Origin of the sequence: Micromonospora jinlongensis (genome assembly GCF_013410645.1) — a bacterium.
Taxonomy (GTDB): Bacteria; Actinomycetota; Actinomycetes; order Mycobacteriales; family Micromonosporaceae; genus Micromonospora; species Micromonospora zamorensis.
This window is the reverse complement of record NZ_JACCHK010000001.1, coordinates 6,813,260-6,825,366: the sequence shown is the minus strand read 5'-3', so window position 1 is coordinate 6,825,366 and position 12,107 is coordinate 6,813,260. Positions and strand designations below refer to the sequence as shown.

Annotated in this window: 7 protein-coding genes and 2 rRNA genes; 1 reads left to right on the top strand and 8 read right to left on the bottom strand. The window is 65.8% G+C overall.

What is annotated here, in order from left to right:
- The 3 genes from HNR22_RS30765 to tyrS form a co-directional block, all read right to left on the bottom strand.
- Positions 1-3,060, bottom strand: a 23S ribosomal RNA gene (locus tag HNR22_RS30765); the annotation flags it as partial.
- Positions 3,061-3,439: 379 nt separating this feature from the next.
- A 16S ribosomal RNA gene (locus HNR22_RS30760) occupies positions 3,440-4,954 on the bottom strand.
- A 643-nt stretch (positions 4,955-5,597) separates the two neighbouring features.
- Entirely contained in the window at positions 5,598-6,890 is a 1,293-nt protein-coding gene (tyrS, locus tag HNR22_RS30755; RefSeq protein ID WP_179783315.1) for a tyrosine--tRNA ligase, read from the bottom strand.
- A 107-nt stretch (positions 6,891-6,997) separates the two neighbouring features.
- Here tyrS and HNR22_RS30750 point away from each other — a divergent pair, with 107 nt between their 5' ends.
- Positions 6,998-7,381, top strand: a complete 384-nt coding sequence (locus HNR22_RS30750) for a PaaI family thioesterase (protein WP_179783794.1) — start codon at positions 6,998-7,000, stop codon at positions 7,379-7,381.
- 19 nt (positions 7,382-7,400) lie between these two features.
- Here the strand turns inward: HNR22_RS30750 and HNR22_RS30745 are convergent, their stop codons facing one another.
- The 5 genes from HNR22_RS30745 to HNR22_RS30725 all read right to left on the bottom strand — a co-directional run bounded on the left by HNR22_RS30745 (position 7,401) and on the right by HNR22_RS30725 (position 12,106).
- Positions 7,401-8,732: a CNNM domain-containing protein gene (locus tag HNR22_RS30745; RefSeq protein WP_179783314.1), complete on the bottom strand. Its 1,332-nt coding sequence runs from the start codon at positions 8,730-8,732 to the stop codon at positions 7,401-7,403.
- Positions 8,733-8,884: 152 nt separating this feature from the next.
- A complete protein-coding gene (locus tag HNR22_RS30740; protein WP_099852310.1) occupies positions 8,885-9,526 on the bottom strand; it encodes a hypothetical protein in 642 nt (213 codons plus the stop codon).
- Between the two features lie 9 nt (positions 9,527-9,535).
- A complete protein-coding gene (locus tag HNR22_RS30735) occupies positions 9,536-10,036 on the bottom strand; it encodes a GNAT family N-acetyltransferase (RefSeq protein WP_179783313.1) in 501 nt (166 codons plus the stop codon).
- A 38-nt stretch (positions 10,037-10,074) separates the two neighbouring features.
- Positions 10,075-11,550, bottom strand: a complete 1,476-nt coding sequence (locus tag HNR22_RS30730; RefSeq protein WP_179783312.1) for a serine hydrolase domain-containing protein — start codon at positions 11,548-11,550, stop codon at positions 10,075-10,077.
- 52 nt (positions 11,551-11,602) lie between these two features.
- The gene (locus HNR22_RS30725; RefSeq protein ID WP_246381025.1) at positions 11,603-12,106 is read right to left on the bottom strand and encodes an ArsR/SmtB family transcription factor; all 504 of its coding nucleotides are present in this window, start codon (positions 12,104-12,106) and stop codon (positions 11,603-11,605) included.
- Position 12,107 lies beyond the last annotated feature (1 nt).

The window sequence follows — 12,107 nt, the reverse complement described above, 5'->3', positions numbered from 1 at the left end:
GCTTACATTTCCGGCCTATCAACCCAGTCGTCTAGCTGGGGGCCTTACCCCCACAAAGTGGGGTGGGATACCTCATCTTGAAGCAGGCTTCCCGCTTAGATGCTTTCAGCGGTTATCCCTTCCGAACGTAGCGAACCAGCCGTGCCCTTGGCAGGACAACTGGCACACCAGAGGTTCGTCCGTCCCGGTCCTCTCGTACTAGGGACTGCCCTTCTCAAGTATCCTACGCGCACGGCGGATAGGGACCGAACTGTCTCACGACGTTCTAAACCCAGCTCGCGTACCGCTTTAATGGGCGAACAGCCCAACCCTTGGGACCTGCTACAGCCCCAGGATGCGACGAGCCGACATCGAGGTGCCAAACCATCCCGTCGATATGGACTCTTGGGGAAGATCAGCCTGTTATCCCCGGGGTACCTTTTATCCGTTGAGCGACACCGCTTCCACTCGCAAGTGCCGGATCACTAGTCCCGACTTTCGTCCCTGCTCGACCTGTCAGTCTCACAGTCAAGCTCCCTTGTGTACTTGCACTCAACACCTGATTGCCAACCAGGCTGAGGGAACCTTTGGGCGCCTCCGTTACCTTTTAGGAGGCAACCGCCCCAGTTAAACTACCCACCAGACACTGTCCCTGAACCGGATAACGGTCCGAAGTTAGATACCCAAATCAACCAGAGTGGTATTTCAAGATTGCCTCCACCCATACTGGCGTATGGACTTCACCGGCTCCCACCTATCCTACACAAGCTAATTCGAGTACCAATGTCAAGCTATAGTAAAGGTCCCGGGGTCTTTCCGTCCTGCCGCGCGTAACGAGCATCTTTACTCGTACTGCAATTTCGCCGGGCCTGTGGTTGAGACAGTGGGGAAGTCGTTACGCCATTCGTGCAGGTCGGAACTTACCCGACAAGGAATTTCGCTACCTTAGGATGGTTATAGTTACCACCGCCGTTTACTGGCGCTTAAGTTCTCCGCTTCGCCCCGAAGAGCTAACAGGTCCCCTTAACGTTCCAGCACCGGGCAGGCGTCAGTCCATATACATCGAATTACTTCTTCGCATGGACCTGTGTTTTTAGTAAACAGTCGCTTCCCCCTGCTCTCTGCGGCCATACAACGCTCCACCCGCGCGGGGCTTCACGTCTCCGGCCCCCCTTCTCCCTAAGTTACGGGGGCAATTTGCCGAGTTCCTTAACCACAGTTCGCCCGATCGCCTCGGTATTCTCTACCTGACCACCTGTGTCGGTTTGGGGTACGGGCCGCTAAGAACTCGCTAGAGGCTTTTCTCGGCAGCATAGGATCACTGACTTCACCTGAATCGGCTCGGCATCACGTCTCAGCCTATATGTGTTGCGGATTTGCCTACAACACGGCCTACACGCTTACCCCGGCACAACCACCGGCCGGGCTCAGCTACCTTCCTGCGTCACCCCATCGCTTGACTACTACCCATCAGGTTCCCACGCTCCCCAACATCCGTCCGAAGACATCAGCCAGTTCGGGTGGTTAGCACAACGAGGTTCATCAGGGACGCTCTTTCGCGGGTACGGGAATATCAACCCGTTGTCCATCGACTACGCCTCTCGGCCTCGCCTTAGGTCCCGACTCACCCAGGGCGGATTAGCCTGGCCCTGGAACCCTTGGTCATCCGGCGGAAGGGTTTCTCACCCTTCTTTCGCTACTCATGCCTGCATTCTCACTCGTGCCGCGTCCACAACTGGGTCACCCCGCTGCTTCACTCGCGGCACGACGCTCCCCTACCCATCCACACACCTGCACAAGGAATCAAGTCCAAGCGAGGTTAAATGTGAATGCCACAGCTTCGGCGGTGTGCTTGAGCCCCGCTACATTGTCGGCGCGGAACCACTTGACCAGTGAGCTATTACGCACTCTTTAAAGGGTGGCTGCTTCTAAGCCAACCTCCTGGTTGTCTATGCGACCCCACATCCTTTTCCACTTAGCACACGCTTAGGGGCCTTAGCTGGTGATCTGGGCTGTTTCCCTCTCGACTACGAAGCTTATCCCCCGCAGTCTCACTGCCGCGCTCTCACTTACCGGCATTCGGAGTTTGGCTGATTTCGGTAAGCTTGTGGGCCCCCTAGACCATCCAGTGCTCTACCTCCGGCAAGAAACACGCGACGCTGCACCTAAATGCATTTCGGGGAGAACCAGCTATCACGGAGTTTGATTGGCCTTTCACCCCTAACCACAGGTCATCCCCCAATTTTTCAACATTGGTGGGTTCGGCCCTCCACGCGGTCTTACCCGCGCTTCAGCCTGCCCATGGCTAGATCACTCCGCTTCGGGTCTAGGACACGCGACTGAATCGCCCTATTCAGACTCGCTTTCGCTACGGCTCCCCCACACGGGTTAACCTCGCCACATGCCACTAACTCGCAGGCTCATTCTTCAAAAGGCACGCCGTCACCCCGCAAGGCTCCGACGGATTGTAGGCGAACGGTTTCAGGTACTATTTCACTCCCCTCCCGGGGTACTTTTCACCATTCCCTCACGGTACTTGTCCGCTATCGGTCACCAGGAAGTATTTAGGCTTACCAGGTGGTCCTGGCAGATTCACGGCAGATTTCAGGGGTCCGCCGCTACTCGGGAACACCCACAGAAGGTCAGCAACTTTCACCTACCGGACTTTCACCGTCTACGGTCAGCCATTCCAGACTGTTCGACTAGCCACTAACTTTGTAACTTCTCGAACAAGTGTCAGCTTGTTCAGCAGGGTCCCACAACCCCGACCACGCAACCCCTGACAGGTATCACACGCAGCCGGTTTAGCCTCGATCCGCTTTCGCTCGCCACTACTCACGGAATCACTAAATTGTTTTCTCTTCCTACGGGTACTGAGATGTTTCACTTCCCCGCGTTCCCTCCACACACCCTATGTGTTCAGGTGTGGGTGACACCACATGACTGGTGCCAGGTTTCCCCATTCGGACACCCTGGGATCACAGCTTGGTTGACAGCTCCCCCAGGCCTATCGCGGCCTCCCACGTCCTTCATCGGCTCCTGGTGCCAAGGCATTCACCGTTCGCCCTTGACAACTTGACCACAAAGATGCTCGCGTCCACTGTGCAATTCTCAACAAACGACCAACCCACAACCCGATCCGCCCCACACCAAACCAACAACAGTTGGCGGTATATGGGGCCAGGCCATGCCTGGCAGACTTCCAGCCCCCACACAGGAGGCCGGCCAAGTCTCTGAAACAACAACACGATGGTTGTTCTTTCAGGACCCAACAGGGTGCTCACATTCTTCCTCAGCCGCACCAGGGACTTCGTTCCCACCACCCAAGAGCGGCTGTACTAGAAGGAACCCGGCCGTTGCCGAGGGAAAACTTGCCAGTGTCTCCGCCATCTGAGCACCCCGACCCAACATCCGTGGGCCGCGGGCTCCTTGCACCCTTTCAGGTGAAGGTGCTCCTTAGAAAGGAGGTGATCCAGCCGCACCTTCCGGTACGGCTACCTTGTTACGACTTCGTCCCAATCGCCAGCCCCACCTTCGACGGCTCCCTCCACAAGGGTTGGGCCACCGGCTTCGGGTGTTGCCGACTTTCGTGACGTGACGGGCGGTGTGTACAAGGCCCGGGAACGTATTCACCGCAGCGTTGCTGATCTGCGATTACTAGCGACTCCGACTTCACGGGGTCGAGTTGCAGACCCCGATCCGAACTGAGACCGGCTTTTTGGGATTCGCTCCACCTCGCGGTATCGCAGCCCATTGTACCGGCCATTGTAGCATGCGTGAAGCCCTGGACATAAGGGGCATGATGACTTGACGTCATCCCCACCTTCCTCCGAGTTGACCCCGGCAGTCTTCGATGAGTCCCCGCCATAACGCGCTGGCAACATCGAACGAGGGTTGCGCTCGTTGCGGGACTTAACCCAACATCTCACGACACGAGCTGACGACAGCCATGCACCACCTGTGACCGCCCCCGAAGGACCTCACATCTCTGCGAGTTTTGCGGCCATGTCAAACCCAGGTAAGGTTCTTCGCGTTGCATCGAATTAATCCGCATGCTCCGCCGCTTGTGCGGGCCCCCGTCAATTCCTTTGAGTTTTAGCCTTGCGGCCGTACTCCCCAGGCGGGGCGCTTAATGCGTTAGCTGCGGCACAGGAAACCGGAGAGGTCCCCCACACCTAGCGCCCAACGTTTACAGCGTGGACTACCAGGGTATCTAATCCTGTTCGCTCCCCACGCTTTCGCTCCTCAGCGTCAGTATCGGCCCAGAGACCCGCCTTCGCCACCGGTGTTCCTCCTGATATCTGCGCATTTCACCGCTACACCAGGAATTCCAGTCTCCCCTACCGAACTCTAGCCTGCCCGTATCGACCGCAGGCTTGGGGTTGAGCCCCAAGTTTTCACGGTCGACGCGACAAGCCGCCTACGAGCTCTTTACGCCCAATAAATCCGGACAACGCTCGCACCCTACGTCTTACCGCGGCTGCTGGCACGTAGTTGGCCGGTGCTTCTTCTGCAGGTACCGTCACTCTCGCTTCGTCCCTGCTGAAAGAGGTTTACAACCCGAAGGCCGTCATCCCTCACGCGGCGTCGCTGCATCAGGCTTCCGCCCATTGTGCAATATTCCCCACTGCTGCCTCCCGTAGGAGTCTGGGCCGTGTCTCAGTCCCAGTGTGGCCGGTCGCCCTCTCAGGCCGGCTACCCGTCGTCGCCTTGGTAGGCCATCACCCCACCAACAAGCTGATAGGCCGCGAGCCCATCCCAAGCCGAAAAACTTTCCACCCCCAACCATGCGGCCGGAAGTCCTATTCGGTATTAGCCCCCGTTTCCGAGGGTTATCCCAAAGCTTGGGGCAGGTTGCTCACGTGTTACTCACCCGTTCGCCGCTCGAGTACCCCGAAGGGCCTTTCCGCTCGACTTGCATGTGTTAAGCACGCCGCCAGCGTTCGTCCTGAGCCAGGATCAAACTCTCCAACAAAAAATTAGTTGAACAGCTATCCCGGCAACAAACAAATGTTGCCAAAGGAATCCCAACCAGCCAGCAAAAACTGACCAGTCCGGGGTATAAATCATAATTGGCACTGGCTTTACAAGCACCCTGTTGAGTTCTCAAAGAACAACCACACACCGACCGGAAGCCCCACCTCAGTGGAACCCCAACCGGGGCTTTTCGTCCGCGTCCCTTAGCGCTTTCCAGCGCCAGGCACTTTTACTACGTTACCCGCTGGTTTCCGCCGTGTCAAACCGGTGTTTCGCGGTTCGTCGTGCTTCACCCGGTAATGCGGGCACCATGTCTCGACCGGCTTGCGCCGCTCTCGTCACGGATTTGGCAGGCCGGCCGCTGCGGTTTCCCGCGAGCTTGCCCGGTGCCCTGCCGGTTCGTAACCATACCCGGTCGGTTTCGCCGCACCAAATCCGCCTCGCGGCGTTTCTGGCGGCACCTCCCGGTCCGAGCTCCGGTGGGCATGCCCGCCGGCCCCGAGGCCGTTGGCCTGCGCTCCGGCCGTCTCAGGTTTTCGCCTGTTTCGTCCGTTCCGCGCTGGCAGAGAGAAAGTTACGCGTCCGGCGGGATGATCGTCAAATCCGCCGGACGCGTCCCCCGTCACATCGTCGACAGTCGACTATTCGCCCAGCTCAACGCCCGCGAAGGAGCGCTTGCCACGACGCAGCACCAGGTATCGCCCGTGCAGCAGGTCGGTCGCCGACACTCCGGCGTCCACCTCGGTCACCCGGTTGTTGTTGACGTAGGCGCCGCCCTCGGCGATCACCCGACGTGCCTCCTTGAGGCCACTGACGAGACCGGAGTCCCGCAACAACCCCGCCACATCCGGCAGTTCGCCGGAGAGACGCACCAGGCCGGCCTCGGTCAACGCCGCGCGCAGCGTCTCCGGGGCCAGGTCGTCCAGCGACCCGCGGCCGAAGAGGGCCTGACTGGCGGCGATCGCCTGTCGGGTCTCGTCGGCGCCGTGCACCAGGGTGGTCAGCTCCTCGGCGAGCGCCCGCTGCGCCAGGCGGGCCGCCGGCCGCTCGGCCGTCGCCTTCGCCAGCTCCTCCAGCTCGTCACGCGTACGGAAGCTGAAGTAGCGCAGGTAGCGGTCGACCTCGCGGTCGTCGACGTTGAGCCAGAACTGGTAGAACGCGTACGGGCTGGTCATCGCGGGGTCGAGCCAGACGGCACCGCCCTCGCTCTTGCCGAACTTGGTGCCGTCGGCCTTGGTGACCAGCGGCGTGGTGAACGCCTGCACCGGCCCCGCGCCACGTCGGCGTACGTAGTCGACGCCGGCGGTGATGTTGCCCCACTGGTCGGAGCCGCCGAACTGGAGCTGGCAGCCGTGCCGGCGGTGCAGCTCGAAGAAGTCGTTGGCCTGTAGCAACTGGTAACTGAACTCGGTGAAGCTGATGCCCGTCTCCAACCGGGCCCGCACCACCTCCCGCGCCAGCATCTTGTTGACCGGGAAGTGCTTGCCCACGTCCCGGAGGAAGTCGACCACCGACATCTCGCCGGTCCAGTCCAGGTTGTTGACCAACTGCGCGGCGTTGTCCCCGGTGTACGACACGAAGGGCGCCAGCTGCTCACGGATCCTCTCGACCCAGCCGGCGATCACCTCGGTCGGGTTGAGTGCCCGCTCGGCGCTCTCCTTCGGGTCACCGATCTGCCCGGTCGCCCCGCCGACCAGCAGCAACGGGCGGTGGCCGGCGAGTTGCAGCCGGCGGGCCATGAGCACCTGCATGAGGTTGCCGACGTGCAGGCTCGGCGCGGTGGGGTCGAAGCCCACGTAGTAGGTGGCGGCGCTCCCACCGTCGAGCAGCGCGCGCAGCTCGTCGAGGCCGGTCGAGTCCTGGATGAGGCCACGCCAGAGCAGGTCGTCGGTCAGGGAGTCCCGCCCGGACGGCGGGGGGCTGCTGTCGGTCACGGTCACCGATTCTCCCCCATCGCCGGCACCGACCCGTACCGGGTTTCCCGCAACCCGCCCCGGTTAGGCTTGCGCCCCGTTGATCGAGGAGGGGTTCTGCCGTGGAGATGCCGGATCTGACGGGTGGTTTCGTCGCCCTGCTCGGCCTGAAGTTCGAAGAGGCGTCCGCCGACCGGGTGGTCATCAGCTGGCAGGTCCGACCGGAGCTGCACCAGCCGTTCGGCATCCAGCACGGCGGGGTGTACTGCTCGGTCGTGGAGACCGCGGCCAGCGTGGGTGGCTCCCTCTGGCTGGGCGACCGGGGCACTGTGGTCGGCGTGTCGAACCAGACCGACTTCCTGCGGGCCGTCCGGGACGGGGAGCTGACCGCGGTCGGCACGCCGGTGCACCGGGGCCGCAGCCAGCAGCTGTGGCAGGTGGAGATCAGCGATGCCGACGAGCGGCTGGTCGCCCGCGGTCAGGTCCGACTGCAGAACCTCTCGCGCGACTGAGCGACGGCATCCGGACGGTTCAGCTGCGGGCCTCGTCCAGCACCGGCTCCGAGGTCAGCTCGGCGTCGGAGTCGGTGTCGTCGGGTACGCGGCTGACCCGTACCTCGGTGATCGCCCGGTGGTCGATGCCGGCCACCATCAGGACCCAGCCGTCCAGGGTGACGTCCTCACCGGCGACGGTGGGGATGTGCCCGAGTCGGGCCAGCACCAGCCCGGCGACGGTGGTGTAGTCGCCTTCCGGGCGCGACGGCAGCTCGACGCCGATGTCCGGAAGGTCGTGCACCGGGAAGGTGCCGGGCAGCAGCAGCGCGCCGTCGGGGTCGCGGCGGACCGAGCTCACGTCCCGGTCGGTCTCGTCGTAGATCTCACCGACGATCTCTTCCAGGATGTCCTCCAGCGTGACGATGCCGTCGACCGCCCCGCGCTCGTCCACGACGAGTGCGATGTGCTGGCGCTCGGCCTTGAACTGGCGCAGCGCCTCCACGACGGGCAACGAGTCGGGCAGCAGCATCGGAGGGCGGGCGATCTCGTCGACCGGGCGGTCGTCGGGCACCCCCACCAGGTCGCGCAGGTGGATCACGCCGGCCGTGTCGTCCAGGCCGCCGTGGCGCACGACCGGCGCGCGGGAGTGCCCGGTGGCGGCCAGCACGAGCCGCGCGGCCTCCGCGGTGGTCCCGCTGTCGAGCGTGAAGACCTGCAACCGGGGTACGAGGACAGCCCGCAACCGTCGGTCGGCGATCTCCACCGCGCCGGCGATGATGGTGCGTTGTTCCTTGGTGAAGCCGTGGTTGCCGGCGACGATGTCCCGCAGCTCGTCCGGGCCGATCTCCTCCGGCTGGTGCGTGGGGTTGAGCCCGACCAGGCGGACCACCACGTCGCTGGTGGCGCCGAGCGCCCAGACGGCCGGGCGGGTGAACGTGGCGAGCAGGTCGAGTGGGCGGGCCACCAGCAGCGCCCACCGCTCGGCGGCCTGCATGGCGATCCGCTTGGGTGCCAGCTCGCCGAAGACCAGGGTGACGAACGTCAGCGCGAGGGTGACCACCACGATCGCCACCGTCTCGGCGGCCCCGCCGAACATTCCGAGCAGCGGCACGAGAGGCTTGGCCAGCGAGACCGCCGCGGCGGCGGAGGCGAGGAAGCCGGCGAGGGTGATGCCGATCTGGATGGTGGCCAGGAAGCGGTTCGGGTCCTTGGCGAGGCGGGCCAGCACACGCCCCCCGCGACTGGTCCGCTCCAGCCGCTGGATCTGGCTGTCCCGCAGTGACACCAACGCCATCTCGCTGCCGGCGAAGAGCGCGTTGATCACGACCAGGATTCCGACCAGGGCCAGTTGGCTCCCGTAACTCTGCACGCCCGGTTCGCTCCCTCGTGGTGGTGGCACCGGCCGGTACGCGCGGCGCCCGCCGGTCGGCGAGCCCGCCCGGCGTAGGCGTGTGATTGCCCCGTCCGGTGCCCGCCGAATCCTGCGCTGGCGAGGCTACGCCGGATCGGTAGCCGGTGACGCTACGCGGGATCGGCGGCCGGGGTGGTCGGCAGATCGAGGACGTACGAGTCGCCCTCCGGGCGGAAGCCGAGCCGGTGGTAGTACGGCGCGACCATCCGGGGCGGGCTGACCACCTGGCGGAAGCCCCGTTCGGTGAACAGGTGGCTGCGCCGGTAGACGAACTCGCCCGGCGTGAAGTCGCGGAACTTGGGGGTCACGTAGTCCAGGTCGATCTGGGCGACGCCGCGGGCCTCGGCGTGGGACAGCACGACGCCGACCACCTCGTCGGCGGTGACCACCAGGAAGGCGGATCGTCCCGACGTGTCCGGGTCCCACCGGAAGTCGGGGTTGAAGCGGGCGATGTCGGCGGCGTGCACCCGCAGCGTGTGGGCGAGGAACTGGTCGCCGACGCCAACCTCGACCACCTGGTAGGTCTTCTCGTCGTGCCGGGTGGCGAGCATTCCCCGCAGGTACCAGAGGTTGATCACCGTAAGCACGATGTTGAGCCCGACCATGGGCCAGACCTCGATCGCGGCGTTGTAGCCGATCAGCACGAGGCAGCCGACGAGGTTGAGCGCGCGCAGCCGCAGGATGCGCGACTGCAGCAGCGACCAGACCAGCACCGCGGAGCCGGCCCAGCCGACGAGATCCAACCAGTTCACGCCGCGAGACTAGTGCCCGCCCAGGTCAGAAGCGTCGGCGGGCAGCTCCAGCAGCCACTCCTCGACGTCTTCGCCGCGGCCGTTGGCGTACCCCGAGTCCTCGCCGACCACCACGAACCCGCACTTGCGCAGCACCGCGAGGGACGCGGCGTTGTCCTTGGCGGCGCGGGCGTGCACCGGTCGGGGCAGCTCGCGCAGCAGGGCGGCCAGGGCCGCCGTGGCGTGGCCCCGGCCCCAGCGTTCCCTGTCGATCCAGTAGCTGACCTCGGTCTGGTCGCCGACCGGAAAGGCGCTCACGTAGCCGACCACCTCGCCGTCGACCTCGACGGTGCGAACCCGGTTCGCCGGGTTGGTGAGCACCCGGGCCCAGTGCCGGGCGAACTCCCGACGGTCGGACGGGTCCTTGGCGACGAAGGCGGCCATCCGGTTGGCCTCCGGGTCCTGCTGGTGAAGGAAGAACTCGACGAGGTCGTCCTCCAGGACCGGGCGCAGGCGCAGATCAGAAGTCATCGACCGAGGGTACGCAACGGCGGGTCCGCGCGGCTCGCTCAGTCGCTCACGGCGGCGACCGCCAGCACGGCGGCGAGCAGGGAGCTGGCCACCGACAGCAGGCGACGCCACGGCACCCGCGCGTCGACCACCGGCAGGGTGGACCACCGGGTCACGGCCACTGTCGCTCCCGCCGCAGACAGACCGGCCCCGAGCGGCCAGAGCCAGACCGGCACCACCGACCAGTCGCCCATCCGGTGCGCCAACCCGAGGTAGGCGAACGCCCACACCACCGCCGCCACCACTGTCACCCGGTCCAGTTCGCGGCGGCGGGCGGTGCCGAGCAGGGACAGGCCGCCGAGGAAGGTGAACGCCACAGCGAGACCGGCGCCGATCCAGACGGTAGCCACCGGTGCCGCCTCCCCCGCCTCCTTCTCCGGTACGCCGAGCAGTCGCAGCCCGATCGGCTCGACGCCCTTGTCGGTGTTGCCGAGCACCACCACCGCCCTGCCGGTGGCCCGTTCGAGGCCGATGTAGGACCGGAACCCGCCGGTCGCGCCGTTGTGCCAGACCACCTCGTGGTCGCCGTGCCGGGTGGTGAACCAGCCGTACCCGATGTGGGTGTTCCCGTCCTCGCGGAAGCGGGCGGTGGTGGCGTCCGCGCCGGGCGCGGTGCCGGCGAGGGTCGCGGCGGCCAGCCGGCCCAGGTCCTCGGCGGTGGACCAGGGGCCGACACCGGCCGGGGCGTACCCCACTCCCGACCAGGTGTCGAGGGGCCGGCCGGAGGCCCGGCCGCCGTGGGCGCGGCCGGCCGGCAGGTCGTCGGCGTGGGTGGCGATCACTGTGGCGTCCATGCCGAGCGGTTGGAGCAGCCGCGCCCGCAGCAGATCGGCGTACGCGACGCCGGCCTTCGCGGCGATCGCGTGGCCGAGCACGGACGGCCCGAGGTTGGAGTAGTGGACCTCGCCGCGCTCGTCGTGGTCGGGGGTGACCCGGTTGGCGGCGCTGCGGATGGCGTCGGTGTCCTGCCCGGTGTACGGGTTGCCGCCGGACACGTTGGACCAGAGGATGCGTGCCCAGCCCAGGATGCCGCCGGGGGCGAGTCGGGGCAGGCCGGCGCGGTGGCTGGCCAACTCGGCGAGCGTCACGTCGCGGGCGGGGCCGGTGACAGTGGGCCAGGTGGCGCCGAGAGGGTCGTCGGGGCGGACGACCCCGGCGGCGGCCTGGTCGGCGAGGAGCATGCCGGTGAGCGCCTTGGTGACCGAGCCGATCTCGAACGAGGTGCCGGGCTCGACGGGCTGGCCGGTCCGGTCCCGGTCACCCAGGCCGGCGGTGCGGATCCGGCCGTTGTCGACCAGTGCGACGGCGAGCCCCCGGTGCCCCGACGGGTCGCGTACGGCCGCGCGTGCGGCGCCGGCCAGGTCGGCGTCGCCGGTGGTCTGCGCGCCGAGGCGGGCCACCCGGGGCATCAGCGCGATTCCGGCGAGGCCGGCGATCAGTGCGACGACGATGGTGATCACGGTCGTCCGGCGCATGGTGCTTCTCCCTGCTGCTCGTCGTGCGGGCTGTCGGTGCCGCGGGCGGGGGTCAGCGGCCGGCGGCGGTGAGGATGGTCAGCAGCGGCACCACGCGTTCGGCGGGGACGGCCCACCGACCCCGGCCGGCGCTGCGCAGCCAGCCGGCGGCGGTGATCTGGCGCAGGTGGTGGTGGAGTTGGCCGGTGGTGCCCAGCTCCTCGATCTCGGCCAGTTCGCTGGTGCTCTGCCGGCCGTCGAGGATCTCGCGCAGCAGTCGCAGCCGCACCGGGTGGGCCAACGCGGAGAGCGTGCTGGCCAGCTCCGTCCAGTCGGCGGCGAGCACGTCGTCGACGGTGCGGCCGTACTGCCAGTCGTAGTGCTGCCCGGCGACGCGGACGGTGCCGGTGTAGAGGACCCCGCCGGTGCCCTCGGGCGGCAGGCGCTGCTTGAGGCCGTCGAGGGCCCAGAAGGTGCCCTCGGATGCGGGCGGCGCTGGTGGCGCCGCCGCCAGTCGCTCGGTCAACGCGGCGACCTGCGTCTCCAGCGCGGCGAGCCGCGACTCCATGGTGGTCATA

Coding starts and splice junctions, on each gene's coding strand:
- HNR22_RS30735 (WP_179783313.1), bottom strand. CDS start 10,036: ATGACTTCTGATCTGCGCCTGCGCCCGGTCCTGGAGGACGACCTCGTC.
- HNR22_RS30725 (WP_246381025.1), bottom strand. CDS start 12,106: ATGACCACCATGGAGTCGCGGCTCGCCGCGCTGGAGACGCAGGTCGCC.
- HNR22_RS30730 (WP_179783312.1), bottom strand. CDS start 11,550: ATGCGCCGGACGACCGTGATCACCATCGTCGTCGCACTGATCGCCGGC.
- HNR22_RS30750 (WP_179783794.1), top strand. CDS start 6,998: ATGCCGGATCTGACGGGTGGTTTCGTCGCCCTGCTCGGCCTGAAGTTC.